Origin of the sequence: Variovorax sp. J31P179, assembly GCF_030316985.1 — a bacterium.
GTDB lineage: Bacteria > Pseudomonadota > Gammaproteobacteria > Burkholderiales > Burkholderiaceae_C > Variovorax > Variovorax ginsengisoli_B.
On the sequence record NZ_JASZYL010000013.1, the window covers coordinates 70,474 to 87,748 of the forward strand.

19 protein-coding genes are annotated in these 17,275 nt (G+C 68.3%); 17 read left to right on the forward strand and 2 right to left on the reverse strand.

Translation table 11 applies throughout. From position 1 onward, the window contains the following. Window positions 1-3 precede the first annotated feature (3 nt). The 11 genes from QTI17_RS27355 (at window position 4) to QTI17_RS27405 (ending at window position 10,390) form a co-directional block, all read left to right on the forward strand. Window positions 4-1,062: an NADH:ubiquinone reductase (Na(+)-transporting) subunit F gene (locus QTI17_RS27355; RefSeq protein WP_286536813.1), complete on the forward strand. Its 1,059-nt coding sequence runs from the start codon at window positions 4-6 to the stop codon at window positions 1,060-1,062. Between the two features lies 1 nt (window position 1,063). Then, window positions 1,064-1,408 (forward strand): 2Fe-2S iron-sulfur cluster binding domain-containing protein, encoded by a 345-nt coding sequence (locus tag QTI17_RS27360; RefSeq protein WP_286373634.1) that lies wholly within the window; start codon window positions 1,064-1,066, stop codon window positions 1,406-1,408. Window positions 1,409-1,434: 26 nt separating this feature from the next. After that, complete coding sequence (locus tag QTI17_RS27365; protein WP_286536814.1) at window positions 1,435-2,367, forward strand: catechol 2,3-dioxygenase; 933 nt, start codon at window positions 1,435-1,437, stop codon at window positions 2,365-2,367. A gap of 10 nt (window positions 2,368-2,377) precedes the next feature. Then, a complete protein-coding gene (locus QTI17_RS27370; protein ID WP_286536815.1) occupies window positions 2,378-3,832 on the forward strand; it encodes a 2-hydroxymuconic semialdehyde dehydrogenase in 1,455 nt (484 codons plus the stop codon). Window positions 3,833-3,845: 13 nt separating this feature from the next. Continuing rightward, window positions 3,846-4,670 carry an alpha/beta fold hydrolase gene (locus QTI17_RS27375; RefSeq protein ID WP_286536816.1) on the forward strand — a complete coding sequence of 275 codons (825 nt, stop codon included), beginning with the start codon at window positions 3,846-3,848 and terminating at the stop codon, window positions 4,668-4,670. 28 nt (window positions 4,671-4,698) lie between these two features. Further along, window positions 4,699-5,481: a 2-oxopent-4-enoate hydratase gene (gene dmpE, locus QTI17_RS27380; protein WP_286536817.1), complete on the forward strand. Its 783-nt coding sequence runs from the start codon at window positions 4,699-4,701 to the stop codon at window positions 5,479-5,481. Window positions 5,482-5,494: 13 nt separating this feature from the next. Then, window positions 5,495-6,406: an acetaldehyde dehydrogenase (acetylating) gene (locus QTI17_RS27385; RefSeq protein ID WP_286536818.1), complete on the forward strand. Its 912-nt coding sequence runs from the start codon at window positions 5,495-5,497 to the stop codon at window positions 6,404-6,406. Window positions 6,407-6,414: 8 nt separating this feature from the next. Next, the gene (gene dmpG / locus QTI17_RS27390; protein ID WP_286536819.1) at window positions 6,415-7,458 is read left to right on the forward strand and encodes a 4-hydroxy-2-oxovalerate aldolase; all 1,044 of its coding nucleotides are present in this window, start codon (window positions 6,415-6,417) and stop codon (window positions 7,456-7,458) included. Next, window positions 7,455-8,243 carry a 2-oxo-3-hexenedioate decarboxylase gene (dmpH, locus tag QTI17_RS27395; RefSeq protein ID WP_286536820.1) on the forward strand — a complete coding sequence of 263 codons (789 nt, stop codon included), beginning with the start codon at window positions 7,455-7,457 and terminating at the stop codon, window positions 8,241-8,243. The genes dmpG and dmpH overlap by 4 nt, the downstream gene beginning before the upstream one ends. A gap of 11 nt (window positions 8,244-8,254) precedes the next feature. Then, on the forward strand, window positions 8,255-8,446 hold the full coding sequence (gene thmT, locus QTI17_RS27400; RefSeq protein WP_286536821.1) for a 2-hydroxymuconate tautomerase: 192 nt from the start codon (window positions 8,255-8,257) through the stop codon (window positions 8,444-8,446). Window positions 8,447-8,545: 99 nt separating this feature from the next. Continuing rightward, window positions 8,546-10,390: an extracellular solute-binding protein gene (locus tag QTI17_RS27405; RefSeq protein WP_286536822.1), complete on the forward strand. Its 1,845-nt coding sequence runs from the start codon at window positions 8,546-8,548 to the stop codon at window positions 10,388-10,390. 21 nt (window positions 10,391-10,411) lie between these two features. Here the strand turns inward: QTI17_RS27405 and QTI17_RS27410 are convergent, their stop codons facing one another. Further along, the gene (locus QTI17_RS27410) at window positions 10,412-11,170 is read right to left on the reverse strand and encodes an IclR family transcriptional regulator domain-containing protein (protein WP_286536823.1); all 759 of its coding nucleotides are present in this window, start codon (window positions 11,168-11,170) and stop codon (window positions 10,412-10,414) included. 127 nt (window positions 11,171-11,297) lie between these two features. Here QTI17_RS27410 and QTI17_RS27415 point away from each other — a divergent pair, with 127 nt between their 5' ends. From QTI17_RS27415 to QTI17_RS27440, 6 genes are read left to right on the forward strand one after another with little or no spacing between them, the layout of a single operon-like run. Beyond that, a complete protein-coding gene (locus QTI17_RS27415; RefSeq protein ID WP_286536824.1) occupies window positions 11,298-12,266 on the forward strand; it encodes a Bug family tripartite tricarboxylate transporter substrate binding protein in 969 nt (322 codons plus the stop codon). A gap of 4 nt (window positions 12,267-12,270) precedes the next feature. After that, window positions 12,271-13,509, forward strand: coding sequence for an aromatic ring-hydroxylating dioxygenase subunit alpha (locus QTI17_RS27420; RefSeq protein WP_286536825.1), 1,239 nt, complete (start codon window positions 12,271-12,273; stop codon window positions 13,507-13,509). A 19-nt stretch (window positions 13,510-13,528) separates the two neighbouring features. Continuing rightward, window positions 13,529-13,993: an aromatic-ring-hydroxylating dioxygenase subunit beta gene (locus QTI17_RS27425; protein ID WP_286536826.1), complete on the forward strand. Its 465-nt coding sequence runs from the start codon at window positions 13,529-13,531 to the stop codon at window positions 13,991-13,993. Next, on the forward strand, window positions 13,990-14,970 hold the full coding sequence (locus QTI17_RS27430; RefSeq protein ID WP_286536827.1) for a PdxA family dehydrogenase: 981 nt from the start codon (window positions 13,990-13,992) through the stop codon (window positions 14,968-14,970). Before QTI17_RS27425 ends, QTI17_RS27430 begins: the two co-directional genes overlap by 4 nt. 4 nt (window positions 14,971-14,974) lie before the next feature. After that, complete coding sequence (locus QTI17_RS27435; protein ID WP_286536828.1) at window positions 14,975-15,982, forward strand: 2Fe-2S iron-sulfur cluster-binding protein; 1,008 nt, start codon at window positions 14,975-14,977, stop codon at window positions 15,980-15,982. Between the two features lie 35 nt (window positions 15,983-16,017). Next, window positions 16,018-16,401 carry a DUF2784 domain-containing protein gene (locus QTI17_RS27440; protein WP_286536904.1) on the forward strand — a complete coding sequence of 128 codons (384 nt, stop codon included), beginning with the start codon at window positions 16,018-16,020 and terminating at the stop codon, window positions 16,399-16,401. Here QTI17_RS27440 and QTI17_RS27445 read toward each other — a convergent pair. Then, window positions 16,334-17,251 carry an alpha/beta hydrolase gene (locus tag QTI17_RS27445; protein ID WP_286536829.1) on the reverse strand — a complete coding sequence of 306 codons (918 nt, stop codon included), beginning with the start codon at window positions 17,249-17,251 and terminating at the stop codon, window positions 16,334-16,336. The genes QTI17_RS27440 and QTI17_RS27445 overlap by 68 nt on opposite strands. Window positions 17,252-17,275: the final 24 nt, after the last annotated feature.

The window sequence follows — 17,275 nt, forward strand, 5'->3', positions numbered from 1 at the left end:
GCCATGAGCTTCCAGATCATGATCGAGCCGCTCGGACAAGGCGTCGCCGCCCGCGACGGCCAGACGGTGTTGGACGCCTGCCTGCGCGCCGGCGTCTGGCTGCCGCACGCCTGCGGCCACGGCGTCTGCGGCACCTGCAAGGTGCAGGTGCTCGAGGGCGAATGCGAGCACGGCGAGGCCTCCAACTTCGCGCTGATGGATTTCGAGCGCGACGAAGGCAAGATCCTCGCCTGCTGCGCCACGGCGCAGGCCGACCTCGTGATCGAGGCCGAGATCGACGAAGACCCCGACGCGCAGTTCCTGCCGCTCGAGGACTTCGACGCCGAGCTGGTCGAGGCCCGCATGCTGACGCCGACGATCCGCGGGCTCTGGCTGCGCACCGCCAAGCCTGCTGCGTTCCAGGCCGGCCAGTACCTGATGCTGCATGTGCCCGGCGTCGAGGGCGAGCGGGCTTTTTCGATCGCCAATGCACCGCATGAGGACCTGATCGAGCTGCACATCCGCCGCGTGCCTCAGGGCCGCGCCACGGGCTGGCTGCACGACGAGTTGCAGGTCGGCCAGACGCTGCGCTTCACGGCGCCGAACGGCCGCTTCTTCGTTCGCAAGTCGGCGCGCCTGCCGATGATCTTCGTGGCCGGCGGCTCGGGCCTGTCGAGCCCCAAGGCCATGGTGCTCGACCTCCTGAACGAGGGCTGCGAACTCCCGATCACCCTGATCCAGGGCGCGCGCAACCATGAAGAGCTCTACTTCAGCGAGGTCTTCGAGGCGCTCGCGGAACGCCATCCGAACTTCAGCTACGTTCCGGTGCTGTCCGACCTGGCGCCGGATGCCGATTGGAGCGGCGCACGCGGCTACGCCCATGAGGCGCTGAAGGCGCACTTCGCGAACGACTTCCGCGGCCACAAGGCCTATCTGTGCGGACCGCCGCCGATGACCGAGGCCTGCATCGCGACCCTGATGCAGGGCCGGCTGTTCGAGCGCGACATCTACACCGAGAAGTTCTTCACCGCCGCCGACGCCGCCACCGCCGCGCCGCGCAGCCCGCTTTTCAAGGCGCTTTGAGATGACCGCGACACCGTGCTTCTCGATCGCCATCGGCAACACGAGCGAACGCTATGCCTGCCGCGGCGACCAGACCCTGCTCGGCGGCATGGAGCAGCTCGGCCGCAAGGGCATACCGGTCGGCTGCCGCGGCGGCGGCTGCGGCATCTGCAAGGTGCGCATCGAAGCCGGCCGCACCCGCTGCGAGCGCATGAGCCGCAGCCACATCAGCGCCGACGAGGAGGCCGAAGGCTACGTGCTGGCCTGCCGCGCCTATCCGCAAAGCGACCTTCAACTGCTGGCGGTCGCCCGGATGGCGCGCTGCATCGAGCGGCATCTCGCCGACGCTACCCGTTCCCCCACCTGAACTTCAACCACCGAAGGAGACTCACCATGGCACTCACTGGCGTACTGCGACCGGGCCACGTTCAATTGCGCGTGCTCGACCTGGAAGCGGCCATCAAGCACTACCGCGACGTTCTCGGCCTGATCGAGACCGCGCGCGATGCGCAAGGCCGCATCTACTTCAAGGCCTGGGACGAGCACGACCACCACAGCGTGGTGCTGCGCGAGGCCGACACGGCCGGCATGGACTTCATGGGCTTCCGGGTCGACTCCCCCGCCACGCTCGAGAAGCTGGCGGCCGACCTCGAGGCCAGCGGCCTGGCGACCGACATGCAATGGATCGCCGCCGGCGAGCACCTGCGGACCGGCAAGCGCTTCCGCTTCACGGTGCCCACCGGCCATGCGATCGAGCTCTTCGCCGAGAAGGAGAAGGTCGGCAACGGTATGCCCTACGAGAACCCCGAGATCTCCCCCGACGATCTCAAGGGCATGGCGCCCTCGCGCTTCGATCACTGCCTGCTGTACGGCGACGACCTCGACGGCACGATGAAGCTCTTCACCGAGGTGCTGGGCTTCAACCTGGCCGAGAGCGTGGTGGCCGGGCCGGAGCGGATGGCGATCGCCGCCTTCCTGACCTGCTCGACCAAGCCGCACGACATCGCCTTCATCCGCCACCCGGAGAAGAACAAGTTCCACCACGCGTCCTTCCTGCTGGACAACTGGGGCGAAGTGCTGAAGGCGGCCGACATCATCACCAAGAAGCGCGTCTCGCTGGACATCGGGCCGACGCGGCACGGCATCACGCGCGGCGAGACGATCTACTTCTTCGACCCGAGCGGCAACCGCAACGAAGTCTTCTCGGGCGGCTACGTGTTCTATCCGGACAAGCCGCCGCTGACATGGACCGACGACGAACTGGGCCGCGCGATCTTCTATCACGACCGCAAGCTCAACGAGAACTTCCTTTCGGTGGTGACCTGAGGGGCCGGACGTGAAGCATTTCCTCAACTTCATCGGCGGCGAATTCGTCGCCACCTCGAAGACCTTCGACAACCGCGCGCCGGCCGACAACCGGCTGCTCGGCCGCGTCCACGAGGCTGGTGCGGCCGAGGTCGACGCCGCCGTGCGCGCTGCCCGAGCGGCGCTGCAAGGCGAGTGGGGTCGCATGAGCGTGGGCCGCAGGATCGAGCTGCTGCACGCCGTGGCCGACGAGATCAACCGTCGGTTCGACGACTTCCTGCAGGCCGAGATGGCCGACACCGGCAAGCCGCATTCGCTGGCCTCGCACATCGACATCCCGCGCGGCGCCGCCAACTTCAAGGTGTTCGCGGACATCGTCAAGAACGTGCCGACCGAGACCTTCGAGACCGCCACGCCCGACGGCGGCCAGGCACTCAACTACGCGATCCGCTCGCCGCTGGGCGTGATCGGCGTGGTCTGCCCGTGGAACCTGCCGCTGCTGCTCATGACCTGGAAGGTCGGACCGGCGCTGGCCTGCGGCAACACGGTGGTCGTCAAGCCCTCGGAAGAGACGCCGGCCACCGCCACCCTGCTCGGCGAAGTGATGAACGCGGTCGGCATCCCGCCCGGCGTCTACAACGTGGTGCACGGCTTCGGGCCGCAGTCGGCCGGCGAGTTCCTGACCACGCATCCGGGCGTCGACGGCATCACCTTCACGGGCGAGACGCGCACCGGCGAGGCCATCATGGCCGCGGCGGCGAAGGGCGTGCGGCCGGTGTCCTTCGAACTCGGCGGCAAGAACGCCGGGCTGGTGTTCGCCGACGCCGACTTCGACAAGGCGGTGGCCGGCATCGCGCGCTCGGCCTTCGAGAACTGCGGCCAGGTGTGCCTGGGCACCGAGCGCGTCTATGTGCAGCGGCCGATCTTCGAGCGCTTCGTCTCCGCGTTGAAGGCCAGGGCCGAGGCGCTGAAGCCCGGGCCCTCCGAAGAAGCCGGCGTGAACCTCGGCCCGCTGATCTCGCGCGAGCACCAGCAGAAGGTGCTGTCGTACTACCAGAAGGCCAGGGACGAGGGCGCCACCGTGGTCACCGGCGGCGGCGTTCCGCAGATGACCGGCGCGCTGGCCGAAGGCCACTGGGTGCAGCCGACCATCTGGACCGGCCTGCCCGAGAGCGCCGCGGTCATCCGCGAGGAGATCTTCGGCCCGTGCTGCCACATCGCGCCCTTCGACACCGAGGAAGAAGCCATCGCGCTGGCCAACGCCACCGACTACGGCCTCGCCACCACGGTGTGGACCGAGAACCTTGGGCGGGCGCACCGCGTCGCGCGGCAGGTGGAGGTCGGCATCTGCTGGATCAACAGCTGGTTCCTGCGCGACCTGCGGACCGCCTTCGGCGGCGCCAAGGCCTCGGGGATCGGCCGCGAGGGCGGCGTCCATTCGCTCGAGTTCTATACCGAGTTGCGCAATGTCTGCATCAAGCTGTGAGGAGCGAACGGCCATGAGCCATCCGGAGATCGGCCTGCGGGTGCGCACCGGTGCCTTCGACACCAACGTGCACGACCTGGGGCAGGGCGCGCCGGCGCTGTTCATCCATGGCTCGGGCCCCGGGGTCAGCGCCTGGGCCAACTGGCGGCTGGCGCTGCCGGTGCTGGCGCAGACGCGGCGCGTCATCGCGCCCGACATGGCGGGCTTCGGCTACACCGATCGCCCGCCGGGCATCGCCTACACGATGGACACCTGGGTACAGCAGGCGATCGACCTGCTCGATGAGCTGGACATCGAGCGCGCCGACGTGGTGGGCAACTCGTTCGGCGGCGCGCTGTCGCTGGCGCTCGCGATCCGCGCGCCGCACCGGGTGCGCCGGCTGGTGCTGATGGGCAGCGTGGGCGTGCCCTTCGCGATCACGCAGGGGCTGGATGCCGTGTGGGGCTACACGCCCTCGTTCGAGAACATGCGCCGCATCATGGACGTGTTCGCCCATGACCGCGCGCTGGTCACGGACGAGCTCGCTCAGCTGCGCTACGAGGCCAGCATCCAGCCAGGCTTCCAGGAATCCTTCGGCGCGATGTTCCCGGCGCCGCGCCAGCGCTGGGTCGACGCCATGGCGAGCCCGGAGGCAGCCATCCGCGCATTGCCTCACGAGACGCTGGTGATCCACGGCCGCGAGGACCAGGTGATTCCGCTCGCCACCTCGCTGACCCTGGCCGACTGGATTCCGAACAGCCAGCTGCACGTGTTCGGCCGCTGCGGCCACTGGACGCAGATCGAGCACGGTGCCCGCTTTGCGAGGCTGGTCGGCGATTTCCTCGCCGAGGCCGATTGATTCATCCCAACGACACGAGATGCCCACCATGGACACCCCGCTCATCCACCAGCTCGGCGACGAGCTCTACACCGCGCTGCGCGACCGCCAGGTCGTGGAGCCGCTCAGCAGCCGCCACGAGGCCATCACCATCGAGGACGCCTACCACGTGCAGCAGCGCATGATCGCGCGCCGGCTCGATGCCGGCGAGCGCATCGTCGGCAAGAAGATCGGCGTCACCTCGCGCGCCGTGATGAACATGCTCGGCGTCTTCCAGCCCGACTTCGGCTACCTGCTCGACGGCATGATCGTCGGCGAAGGCGAGTCGATCGACAGCCGGACGCTGATCCAGCCCAAGGCCGAGGGCGAGATCGCCTTCATCCTGAAGCGCGACCTGATGGGGCCGGGCATCGGCAACGCCGACGTGCTGGCGGCCACCGAATGCGTCATGCCCTGCTTCGAGATCGTCGACTCGCGCATCCGCGACTGGAAGATCAAGATTGCCGACACCGTGGCCGACAACGCCTCCTGCGGCGTCTTCGTGCTCGGCGACAGCGCGGTCGATCCGCGCCGGATCGACCTCGGCACCTGCGGCATGGTGCTCGAGAAGAACGGCGAGATCGTCGCCACCGGCGCCGGCGCCGCTGCGCTCGGCTCGCCGGTGAATGCCGTCGCCTGGCTCGCCAACACGCTCGGCCGGCTCGGCATCGGACTGAAGGCTGGCGAGGTCATCCTGTCCGGTGCACTGGCCGCGATGTTCCCGGCCGCGGCCGGCGACAACTTCCGCGTTTCGATCGGCGGCCTGGGCGGCTGCTCGGTCCGCTTTCATTGAAGGACATCCACCCATGAAGAAGATCAAGTGCGCCCTGATCGGGCCCGGCAACATCGGAACCGACCTGCTGGCCAAGCTGCAGCGCAGCCCGCTGCTCGAAACCGTCTGGATGGTCGGCATCGACCCCGCGTCCGACGGGTTGCAGCGGGCCCGCGAGATGGGGCTCAAGACCACCGCCGACGGCGTCGACGGCCTGCTGCCGCACGTGGAGGCCGACGACATCCGGATCGCCTTCGACGCCACCAGCGCCTACGTGCATGCCGAGAACTCGCGCAAGCTCAATGCGCTCGGCGTGCGGATGATCGACCTCACGCCGGCAGCGATCGGGCCGTTCTGCGTGCCCTCGGTCAACCTGAAGGACCAGCTGCGCGACGCGCCGATGAACGTCAACATGGTCACCTGCGGCGGCCAAGCCACGATCCCGATGGTGGCCGCCGTGTCGCAGGTGCAGGCCGTGGCCTACGGCGAGATCGTCGCCACCGTGGCCAGCCGCTCGGTCGGCCCCGGCACGCGCAGGAACATCGACGAGTTCACGCGCACCACGGCCGGCGCGGTGGAGCAGGTCGGCGGCGCCGCCAGGGGCAAGGCGATCATCATCGTCAACCCCGCCGAGCCGCCGCTGATCATGCGCGACACCGTCCACTGCCTGACCGAGGACGCGCCCGACCAGGCGGCCATCATGGCGTCGGTGCACCGGATGATCGCCGAGGTTCAGAGGTACGTGCCGGGCTACAAGCTGGTGAACGGACCGGTGTTCGAAGGCAGGCGCGTGTCGATCTACCTCGAAGTCGAAGGCCTGGGCGACTACCTGCCGAAGTACGCGGGCAACCTCGACATCATGACCGCCGCCGCGGCACGCACGGCGGAACTGTTCGCCGAGTCGATGCTGGCCGGCCAACTTCAACCCGAAGCCGTTGCGGCATAGGAGGCACCATGACTCTCAAGGGCAGAAAGATCACCGTCCACGACATGACGCTGCGCGACGGCATGCACCCCAAGCGCCACCTGATGACGCTCGACCAGATGCGCCACATCGCCACCGGCCTCGACGAAGCGGGCGTGCCGCTGATCGAGGTGACGCACGGCGACGGGCTGGGCGGCAGCTCGGTCAACTACGGTTTTCCGGCGCACAGCGACGAGGACTACCTCGGCGCGGTGATCCCGCTGATGAAGAACGCGAAAGTCTCGGCCCTGCTGATTCCGGGCATCGGCACCGTCGACCACCTGCGCATGGCGCACGGGATCGGCGTGCACACGGTGCGCGTCGCCACCCATTGCACCGAGGCCGACGTGTCCGAGCAGCACATCGCGATGGCGCGCAAGCTCGGGCTCGACACGGTGGGCTTTCTCATGATGGCCCACATGGCCAGCCCCGAGAAGCTGGTGAGCCAGGCACGGCTGATGGAAAGCTATGGCGCCAACTGCATCTACGTGACCGACTCCGCCGGACACATGCTTCCGGAGGACGTGAAGGCGCGCATTGCCGCGGTGCGCGCGGCCTTGAAGCCTTCGACCGAACTCGGCTTCCACGGCCACCACAACCTGGCGATGGGCGTGGCCAATTCCATCGCTGCGGTCGAGGCCGGTGCCAACCGCATCGACGCCGCGGCCGCGGGGCTCGGAGCCGGTGCGGGCAACACGCCGATGGAGGTCTTCGTCGCTGTCTGCGACCGCATGGGCATCGAGACCGGCGTCGATGTGTTCCGCATCCAGGACGTCGCCGAAGACCGCGTGGTTCCGATCATGGACCATGTCATCCGGGTCGACCGCGACTCGCTGACGCTGGGCTACGCGGGCGTGTACTCGTCCTTCCTGCTGTTCGCCAAGCGCGCCGAGGCCAAGTACGGCGTGCCGGCGCGCGAGATCCTGGTCGAGCTCGGGCGCCGCGGCATGGTCGGCGGCCAGGAAGACATGATCGAAGACACGGCGATGACGCTCGCCCGGGCGCGCAGCGCCATGCAGGAGGTGGCCGCATGAAGCTCGACCTCGACACCATCGCCGCGCTGGCCGAGCACCTGGAGGGCTGTGAACTCGGCGCCAAGGACACGCCGAAGATCACCGACGAGTATCCCGAGATGGACTGGGACGACGCCTATGCGATCCAGAACGAGATCCGGCGGCGCAAGATCGCCCGCGGCCATCGCATCATCGGGCTCAAGGCCGGCCTGACCTCGCACGCCAAGATGAAGCAGATGGGCGTGACCACGCCGGTATTCGGCTTCATGGCCGACAGCTACGCGGTGCCCGAAGGCGGCGAATGCCGCATGTCCGAGTTGATCCACCCCAAGGTCGAGCCCGAGATCGCCTTCGTCACCCGCGCGCCGCTCAGGGGTCCGGGCTGCCACATCGGCGCGGTGCTCGCCGCGACCGACTTCGTGCTGCCCGGCATCGAGGTCATCGACAGCCGCTACCGCGACTTCAAGTTCGACCTGAAGAGCGTGGTCGCCGACAACACCTCCGCCTCGCGCTTCGTGGTCGGCGGACGGCCGCGGCCGGCGGCCGAGGTCGACCTGCGCACGGTCGGCATCGTGCTGGAGAAGAACGGCGAGCCGGTGGCCTTCGGCGCCGGCGCCGCGGTGCTGGGACACCCGGCGGCGGCGATCGCGATGCTGGCGAATCACCTCGGCGCACGCGGCGAGGAGATCCCTGCCGGCACCCTGATCCTGTCGGGCGGCATCACCGAGGCGGTGGCGGTGAAGGCCGGCGACTCGGTCACGCTCAGGGTGCAGGGCATGGGCAGCGTCGGCCTGCGCTTCGCCTGAAGGAGACAGCCATGCCATTTGCACAGATCTATCTCATCGAAGGCCGGAGTGAGGAGCAGAAGCGGGCGCTGATCGAAAAGGTCACGCACGCGATCGTCGAGGCGGTCGGCGCGCCCAGGGAGAACGTGCGGGTCTGGCTGCACGACGTGCCGAAGGAGAACTGGGGCATCGCGGGGGTCAGCGCGAAGGACCTCGGGCGCTAGAAACAAGCTGTTGCCCTCCCTGCGCCGGAAATTTCTCTTTTCCCGGAGGAGGCGTGTCTCGCGCCGCGGCTTCGAATCAATCTCGGCCAGAATTCCGAGATGCGAATCTGGCTTGTCGGATTGTGGATTGCCCTGACGATGCCTGCGTGGGCGGCGCAGGGGCTGGGCATGGGATACGAGCCCAAGTACCCGGACTCCTTCAAGCATTTCGACTACGTCAATCCCGACGCGCCCAAGGGCGGGCACCTGACGCTTTCAGCGAGCGGGAGCTTCGACAAGCTCAATCCGTTCACGCTCAAGGGAACGCCCCCGGCCGGCATGGGTTACCGCAGCAACGGCTTCGTGTTCGCGGAGTACGGCCTGGTCTTCGATTCATTGATGACGCCCAGCGAAGACGAGCCTTTCTCGAACTATGGGCTGCTGGCGGAAGACGTGCTCGTCGCCCCTGACCAGATGAGCGTGACTTTCCGCCTGAACCCCAAGGCCCGCTTCTCGGACAACACGCCCGTGCTGGCGCAGGACGTCAAGCACTCCTTCGATACCTTGATGAGCCAGCAGGCCGGCCCGACCTTTCGTTCCTACTGGAGCGACATCAAGGCGGCTGTCGTGATCGACGATCGCAGGATTCGCTTCGAGTTCAAGCGCCGGAATTCAGAGCTGCACATGATCATCGGGCAGTTGCCTGTGTTCTCCCGAGCCTGGGGTCGGGGCAAGCCCTTCGATCAGGTCGTGGACGAGCCGCCTGTGGCGAGCGGACCCTACGTCGTCGACAGGGTGGACCTGGGCAAGTCCATCTCGTTCCGGCGGCGACCGGACTACTGGGCCGCCGATCTTCCGGTTCGCAAGGGGATGTTCAACTTCGACAAGGTCAGCTATCAGTACTTCAGGGATCGACTCGGGGAGGAAGAGTCGATCAAGGTGGGCGCGCTCGACGCCCTCGAAGAGACGTCGATCACCGCCTGGGTTCGCCGCTACAAGGGCCGCCGCTTCGACTCCGGCGAAATCGTCAAGACCGAGATTTCGCACCGCCGCATCACGGGCATGCTGGGCCTGGCACTGAACCTGCGCCAGCCCCGCTTCGCCGATATCCGGGTGCGTCAGGCGCTGGCGCTGGCCTTCGACTTCGACTGGCTGAACCAGCATCTTTTCTATGGGCGCAGAGCTCGGACCCTCAGCTACTTCCAGAACAGCGACGACCTGATGGCAAGGCCGGAGCTCGGCCCGGACGAGCAGGCGCTGATCGCGCGGCTCGTGCACAGGCAGGACTATCTCAAGGTCGTGCAGGGGCCATTGCCTCGGCCCGCTGCGACCGGTGACACGCCCGAGGGGCTGCGACGCAACCTGGTCGAAGCGCAGGCGCTGCTGAAGGCGGCGGGTTGGTCCTACCGGGATGGCGCGCTGCGCGACGGCGACGGCAAGCCATTCGTGATCGAGATCGACATCGCTGACCGCAGTTCGGAACCCGTGCTGGCGCCCTACGCGAGAAACCTGGGCAAGCTCGGGATCTCGCTGCAGTATCGCCTTCGCGATGCCGCCCTGATCAAGAAGAGGCTCGACGACTTCGACTTCGACATGACCATTCAGATCCTGGGCGGCTCATCGAGTCCCGGCAACGAGCTCTACGACGACCTGGGCTCGAAGTCCGCGGCCGAGCGGGGCAGCCAGAACCTCAGCGGGATCAGCGACCCGGTGATCGATGAACTCATCGACATCATCGTCAAGAGCCCTGACCGCGCATCCCTTGCAACGGCTGTCCGGCTGCTCGACAGGTTCTTGCTGCATCAGCACTACGTGGTTCCCCTGTACTACGGCAAGCAGTACTACATGCTTCACAAGCGCAACCTGCGGCGCCCCGATGCCGAGTTGCCGCAGCGTCTGCTTGCGGGCTCTGCGTTGCTGACGACCTGGTGGATGGACCCGCCGAAGACGGGTGCGCATGATTGAGTATTCTCTGCGGCACCCGACTCACCCCGGATAGAGCCGCGCCGTCAGCTTGGCGCTCGCCTTTCGCAGCGTCGGCAGGAAGGCATCCCGGAACTCGATGAGTTCCATCCGCTCCGACCGCACCGCGATGCTCATGCCGGCCACCGTCGCGCCATCGCGGTCCAGCACCGGCACCGCCATCGAGCGCACGCCGAGTTCGAGTTCGCCGTCGCTGCCGGCATAGCCTTCGTCGCGGCAGCGGTCCACCAAGGCCAGCACCGCATCGGCCTCGAACACCGTGCGCGGCGTCAGGGCGCGACGCGGCATCGCGCGCACACGGCGCTCGGCCTCGCCGGACGGCAGGCTGGCCAGCAGCACCCGACCGAGCGCCGAGCAGTACGCCGGCAGCCGCGACCCGATGCCCAGACCGATGCTGAGGCTGCGCCGCGCGGTCGAGCGCGCGATGATGATTGCGTCGTCCTCCAGCAAGGTCCCGAGCGATGCGGATTCGCGCGTGCGCTCCGACAACGCGTCGAGCAGCGGCTGCGCCAGCGACGGCGTCGGCCGCGACGCTAGATAAGCATGCGCGACCAGCAGCACCTTGGGCAGCAGCCAGAAGCGCTTGCCGTCGCTGTCGAGGTAGCCGAGGGCGCGCAAGGTCAGCAGCGACCGCCGCGCCGAAGCCGGCGAGCCGCCCGTGAGCCGCGCCACCTCCGACACGGTGAGGCGGTTGTGCTGGCGGCCGAAACAGGTCAGGACCTCCATGCCCTTCTGCAGCGAGGCCACGAAATTCTTGTCCACGGGCTCTGGGGCGGATGAGCCGCCAACGTCATTTTTGCGCATAGCGCAAATCTAGCTTGTTTGCCTTGCGCTGTATCAAGACACTTGGGCTTCCCCCGATGAACGAATGACACGGAGATACCGAGACATGATCAAACCCTTCGCCCGGCGCCTGGGCGCGGCCTGCCTGGCCGCTGCCTTCTTGGCCGGCGCGGCCGCTGCCCAACCAGGCAAACCCCTGAGAATCGTGGTTCCGTTCCCGGCCGGCGGCACCGCGGACATCCTTCCGCGCGTGGTCGCCGCGAAGCTGCGCGACAGCTTCCCTGCCGGCGTCGTGATCGAGAACCGCACCGGTGCCGGCGGCAATATAGGCGCCGAATCGGTCTTCAACGCGCCGCCCGACGGCGAGACGCTGCTGGCGTCGCCGCCGGCGCCGATCGCGATCAACCAGCACCTCTACCGCAAGCTGAGCTTCGATCCCGCGAAATGGGTGCCGGTCACGATGATCGCCACTGTGCCCAACGTGCTGGTGGTGAACCCCAAGCTGCCGGTCCGCAGCGTGCCCGAGCTCATCGCCTACCTGAAGGCGAACCCCGGCAAGCTCAGCTACGGCTCGCAGGGCAACGGCACCACCTCGCACCTGACCGCCAGCATGTTCATGCAGCTGACCGGAACCGACATGGTCCATGTCCCGTACAAGGGCACGGCGCCGGCGCTGGTCGACCTGGTCGGCGGACAGATCGACGTCTTCTTCGACAACCTGAGCTCGTCGCTGCCGTTCCACCAGAGCGGCAGGCTGCGCATCCTCGCGATCGCCGACGAGCAGCGCGCGCAGGTCCTGCCCGACGTCCCCACCTTCGCCGAGCAGAAGCTGCCGGCCATGAACGCCGTGACCTGGTTTGCGCTCGTGGCGCCGCCGGGCACGCCCGCCGCCAAGGTGCAGGCGACGCAGAAGGCCTTTGCCGACGCACTCGCGTTGCCGGATGTCAAGCGGCAGTTCGCCGAGCAGGGCGCAGAGCCGCGCGGCTGGGACAGCGCCCGGACCGGACAGTTCATCCAGGCCGAGTCGGCCAAGTGGGCCAAGGTCATCAAGAACGCCAACGTCACCCTGGACTGACACCATGACGCAAGACACTCAGCCGATCCACTGGGCCGGCCCCGGCCTCACGCGCATTCCGTTCGCGCTCTACAGCGACGCGCAGACCGCTGCCGACGAGCAGGTACGCATCTTCCGCGGCGAGGTCTGGAACTACCTGTGCCTCGACGCCGAACTGCCCGACAGCGGCAGCTACCGCACCACCTTCGCGGGCGAGACGCCCGTGGTGGTGGTGCGCGACGGCGACGGCGAGATCTATGCCTTCGAGAACCGCTGCGCGCACCGCGGCGCGCTGATCGCGCTCGAGAAGTCCGGCCGCGCCGAGAACTTCCAGTGCGTCTACCACGCCTGGAGCTACAGCCGCCAGGGCGATCTCACGGGCGTCGCCTTCGAGAAGGGCGTGAAGGGGCAGGGCGGCATGCCGGCGGGCTTCTGCAAGGAAGAACACGGCCCGCGCAAACTGCGCATCGCGACCTTCTGCGGGCTGGTCTTCGGCAGCTTCAGCGAGGACGTGCCGGGCATCGAGGAGTACCTCGGGGACGAGATCTGCCAACGCATCGAGCGCGTGCTGCACAAGCCGGTCGAGGTCATCGGCCGCTTCACGCAGGCGCTGCCGAACAACTGGAAGCTGTACGTGGAGAACGTCAAGGACAGCTACCACGCGAGCCTGCTGCACCTGTTCTTCACCACCTTCGAGCTCAACCGCCTGTCGCAGAAGGGCGGCGTGATCGTCGACGAGAGCGGCGGCCACCACGTGAGCTATTCGATGATCGACCCGGCAGCCCAGAAGGACGCCTCGTACAAGGAGCAGGCCCTGCGCTCGGACAATGACCGCTATCGCCTCAAGGACCCGAGCCTGCTGGCCGGCTTCACCGAGTACGGCGACGGCGTGACCTTGCAGATCCTCTCGGTCTTCCCCGGCTTCGTGCTGCAGCAGATCCAGAACTGCCTCGCGGTGCGCCAGGTGCTGCCCAAGGGCGTGGCGCGCACCGAGCTCAACTGGACCTACCTGGGCTACGCCGACGACACGGCCGAGCAGCGCAAGGTGCGGCTCAAGCAATCGAACTTGATCGGACCGGCCGGCTTCATCTCGATGGAGGACGGTGCGGTCGGCGGCTTCGTGCAGCGCGGCATCGCCGGCGCCCACGACCACGACGCGGTCGTAGAGATGGGCGGTGACAGCACCGTCTCCAGCGAGGGACGCGCCACCGAAGCCTCGGTACGCGGCTTCTGGAAGGCCTATCGCCACCACATGCGCGCCTGACCCGCAGAGGAAGAACACGATGATCGACTTGCTGGCGCTCTGCGCCTTCCATGCCGCCTACGCCGACGCCATCGACAGCGATGCACTCGAGCAGTGGCCCGACTTCTTCGCCGAAGACGCCGACTACCGCATCACGCACATCGAGAACGAGCGCGAGGGCCTGCCCGCCGGCATCGTCTACGCCGACTCGCGCGCGATGCTCGAAGACCGCATCGCGGCCCTGCGCGAAGCCAACATCTACGAGCGGCAGCGCTTGCGCCACATCCTCGGCATGCCGCTGCTGCTGAAGGCCGAGGGCGAGCAGGCGGAGGCCCGCACCCCCTTCCTGGTGGCGCGCATCATGGCCAGCGGCCAGACGGACGTGTTCGCCACCGGCGTCTACCAGGACCGCTTCGTGCGGCGGAACGGGCGGTTGCTGCTGCAGTCGCGCGTGGCCATCTGCGACAGCACGGTGACCGACACGCTGCTCGCGCTGCCGCTGTGAACGCGAGCACGAATGCGCCGCCGCGCCGCCTGGCGCTGGCGGCTGGCGATCCCAACGGCATCGGCCCTGAAATCGCGCTCAAGGCCCTGGCGGGACTGCCGGCCGAAACACGCGCCGGCATCACCCTGTACGGCCCCGTCGGCGTGCTGGAACGCACAGCCGCGGCACTCGGCTGCAGCGCGCTGCTGGGCGAACTGCGCATCGTCGATGCCGGGCAACTGCCGGCCGAGGCTGCCCGGCCCGGCCGCATCGACGCCGCGGCGGGTGCTTCGGCCGTGGCATCGGCGAGCGCGGCGATCGAAGCCTGCCGGCGCGGCGAGGCCGACGCGGTGATCGCCTGCCCGCATCACGAGACCGCGATCCATCGGGCCGGCATCGCCTTCAGCGGCTATCCGTCGCTGGTCGCGCGCGTCTGCACCGTGCCGGAGGATTCGGTGTTCCTGATGCTGGTCGGCGGCGGGCTGCGGATCGTGCATGCGACCCTGCACGAGAGCGTGCGCAGCGCGCTCGGCCGGCTGACGCCCGAGTTGGTGGCAGCGGCTGCGCGTGCAGGTGCGAGGGCCTGCGCCGTGCTCGGCGTTCCCGCTCCTTCGATCGGCGTCTTCGGCATCAACCCGCATGCCTCCGAAGGGGGCCTGTTCGGCGCCGAAGATGCCGCCATCGTCGAACCCGCAGTGCGCATGCTGCAGACCGAAGGCCTGTGCGTCGACGGCCCCCACGGAGCCGACATGCTGCTGGCACAGCGCCGGCATGATCTCTACGTGGCGATGCTGCACGACCAGGGCCACATCCCGATCAAGCTGCTGGCGCCGAACGCGGCCAGCGCGCTCAGCATCGGCGCCGACGTGCTCCTGTCGAGCGTGGGCCACGGCAGTGCGATGGACATCGCCGGCCGAGGCATCGCCGACTGCACGGCACTGCTGCGAACCATTGCGCTGCTGTCCGGTGCGCCGCAACAACCGCTCACCAGAGACTGAAGCCATGACCCATCGCGTGACCATTGCCGGCAGCGACCTTGCATTCGATTGTGCCGACGCCGAATCCGTGCTCGATGCCGCCCTGCGCGCCGGCATCGAGCTGCCCCATTCATGCCGCAAGGGCGTGTGCGGCAACTGTGCCGGGCGGGTCGAAGCTGGCGAGGTCGAGGGCCTGGCCGGCGCATCGATCCGCAACGAGGCCTGCCTGCCGGACCAGCTGCTCTTCTGCATGTGCGCGCCGCGCACCGACCTGGCGATCGCGCCGGTCTCGTGGCACCGCGTCGACCCGACGGCGCGCAAGCGCTTCCAGGCCAAGGTGTTCCGGAATCAGCTTGCTGCGCCGGATGTCTCGGTGCTGCAGCTGCGCCTGCCGGCCGGGCAGCGCGCGAAGTTCCACGCTGGCCAGTACCTGCAGGTCGATGCCGGCAACGGCACGACACGCTGCTATTCGATGGCCAATGCGCCACACGAGAGCGACGCGCTGACGCTGCACATCCGCCACGTGCCGGGCGGCGCCTTCAGCGCCCGCGTGTCGGGGCTGCAGCAGGGCGATCTGCTGGAAATCGAACTGCCCTTCGGCGCGGTCACGCTCGACAGCGCCTCGGCGCGTCCGATCGTCTTCGTCGCCGGCGGCACAGGCTTCGCGCCGGTCAAGTCCCTGATCGACGACATGGCCAAGCGCCGGGTCGTGCGGCCGATCACGCTGATCTGGGGCGCGCACCGGGCCGAAGGCCTCTACCTGCGACCGGCCGTGGCCCGGTGGCAGCGCCAGTGGCCGGACTTCCGTTTCGTCGCCGCGCTGAGCGACGGCGCGGCCGGGGAGGGCGATGACGCCTTTGCCGGCCGGGTCGACGCGGCGCTGGCCGCACACTGTCCGGACCTCGCGGGGCACGAGGTCTATGCCTGCGGCTCGCCCGCCATGGTCCATGCGGTGCGCGAGATGGCGGTCAGGCACTGCGGCCTCGATGCGGCCGGCTTCCATGCCGATGTGTTCGTGGAAGGGCCGGCCTGACGATGGTGCGGGCGGTAGCATTCCCTCCCATGGGAATGATCGCCCGCCTGCTGGCCGACGCCGTGCTGCTGTTGCACGGGCTGTTCATCCTGTTCGCCGTCCTCGGCGGCCTGGGTGTGTGGCGCTGGCCGCGCCTCGCATGGCTTCACCTGCCGGCTGCGGCTTGGGCCGGCTGGGTGGTGTCGGCCGGCTGGATCTGTCCGCTGACGCCGCTCGAGAACAGCTTGCGCCGCAGTGCCGGCGAGGCGGGCTATGGCGGCGGGTTCATCGAGCACTACCTGCTCGGGCTGATCTATCCCGAAGGCCTGACGCGCCCGGTGCAGATCGGGCTGGGGGCGGGCGTGTTGCTGTTCAATGCGGTGCTCTATGGCTGGCTGATGGCTCGCCGGATGCGGGCGGGTCGGGCGCCAGGCCGATGAAGGACAGCAGCGGCGGCAACACCGGCCCGCCGATCCATTCGAGCGGCTTTGCCATCGCGCCGATCAACGTGACGTGGTCGAGGTCATCGAACGCCCGCACCTCGACCTTCACCCCGCTCGTCCGCAGCCGTTCGGCCATCCGGCCCGTGTTGCGTGCCGGATCGACCAACCGGTCGTGGGTGGCCACCATCAGCAGCGCCGGCGGCGAAGCGGCGGAGGCATGGGCGAGCGGTTGCGAGCCCGGTGCCGTTTCCGGCCAGTTGAAGGCCACCTGCGTCTTCGGATCCCCGATCGGCAGGAAATCGTAGGGGCCGGCCAGACCGATCCAGCCCGCGAGTTGCGACGGATCACCACCGTCGGCGCGCAGCCAGCGGGCGTCCAGCGCCACCATCGCGGCCAGGTAGGCGCCGGCGCTGTGGCCCATCACGAACACTTGCCGCGGATCGGCCCCCAGCCGCGCGGCGTTGTCGATGCCCCATCGGGTGGCCGTGGCACTGTCGCGGACGAACACGGGGTAGGTCGCCCGCGGCGACAGCCGGTAGTCCGGAATCACCACCACGGCGCCGCGTGCCGCCAATGCCTCGCCGACGAACCTGTAGTCGGCCCGCTCGCCAGTGGTCCAGCTGCCGCCGTAGAAAAAGACGACCAGCGGACGCTTGCCTTCCGCGGGTGGGCGGTCGGCGAGCGGGCGGTAGACGTCGAGTTGCTGGCGCGGCTGCGGGCCGTAGGCCATGCCTGTTTCCAGCCGGTAGCTGGTGCTCGGCACCAGGCCGTTGACGATTTGCGCAGGCGAGCAGCCTGCCAGAAGGGCGCCGGCCAGCACGGCGGCCCAGCAGAGGTGCGACGTCATGCAGGTGATACGCGCGACGGTCGC

What these genes read in the sequence shown, in the direction of transcription:
- QTI17_RS27355 (WP_286536813.1), top strand. Translation starts at nt 4, where the DNA reads ATGAGCTTCCAGATCATGATCGAGCCGCTCGGACAAGGCGTCGCCGCC.
- QTI17_RS27360 (WP_286373634.1), top strand. Translation starts at nt 1,064, where the DNA reads ATGACCGCGACACCGTGCTTCTCGATCGCCATCGGCAACACGAGCGAA.
- QTI17_RS27365 (WP_286536814.1), top strand. Translation starts at nt 1,435, where the DNA reads ATGGCACTCACTGGCGTACTGCGACCGGGCCACGTTCAATTGCGCGTG.
- QTI17_RS27375 (WP_286536816.1), top strand. Translation starts at nt 3,846, where the DNA reads ATGAGCCATCCGGAGATCGGCCTGCGGGTGCGCACCGGTGCCTTCGAC.
- dmpE (WP_286536817.1), top strand. Translation starts at nt 4,699, where the DNA reads ATGGACACCCCGCTCATCCACCAGCTCGGCGACGAGCTCTACACCGCG.
- QTI17_RS27385 (WP_286536818.1), top strand. Translation starts at nt 5,495, where the DNA reads ATGAAGAAGATCAAGTGCGCCCTGATCGGGCCCGGCAACATCGGAACC.
- dmpG (WP_286536819.1), top strand. Translation starts at nt 6,415, where the DNA reads ATGACTCTCAAGGGCAGAAAGATCACCGTCCACGACATGACGCTGCGC.
- dmpH (WP_286536820.1), top strand. Translation starts at nt 7,455, where the DNA reads ATGAAGCTCGACCTCGACACCATCGCCGCGCTGGCCGAGCACCTGGAG.
- thmT (WP_286536821.1), top strand. Translation starts at nt 8,255, where the DNA reads ATGCCATTTGCACAGATCTATCTCATCGAAGGCCGGAGTGAGGAGCAG.
- QTI17_RS27405 (WP_286536822.1), top strand. Translation starts at nt 8,546, where the DNA reads ATGCGAATCTGGCTTGTCGGATTGTGGATTGCCCTGACGATGCCTGCG.
- QTI17_RS27415 (WP_286536824.1), top strand. Translation starts at nt 11,298, where the DNA reads ATGATCAAACCCTTCGCCCGGCGCCTGGGCGCGGCCTGCCTGGCCGCT.
- QTI17_RS27420 (WP_286536825.1), top strand. Translation starts at nt 12,271, where the DNA reads ATGACGCAAGACACTCAGCCGATCCACTGGGCCGGCCCCGGCCTCACG.
- QTI17_RS27425 (WP_286536826.1), top strand. Translation starts at nt 13,529, where the DNA reads ATGATCGACTTGCTGGCGCTCTGCGCCTTCCATGCCGCCTACGCCGAC.
- QTI17_RS27435 (WP_286536828.1), top strand. Translation starts at nt 14,975, where the DNA reads ATGACCCATCGCGTGACCATTGCCGGCAGCGACCTTGCATTCGATTGT.
- QTI17_RS27440 (WP_286536904.1), top strand. Translation starts at nt 16,018, where the DNA reads ATGATCGCCCGCCTGCTGGCCGACGCCGTGCTGCTGTTGCACGGGCTG.
- QTI17_RS27445 (WP_286536829.1), bottom strand. Translation starts at nt 17,251, where the DNA reads ATGACGTCGCACCTCTGCTGGGCCGCCGTGCTGGCCGGCGCCCTTCTG.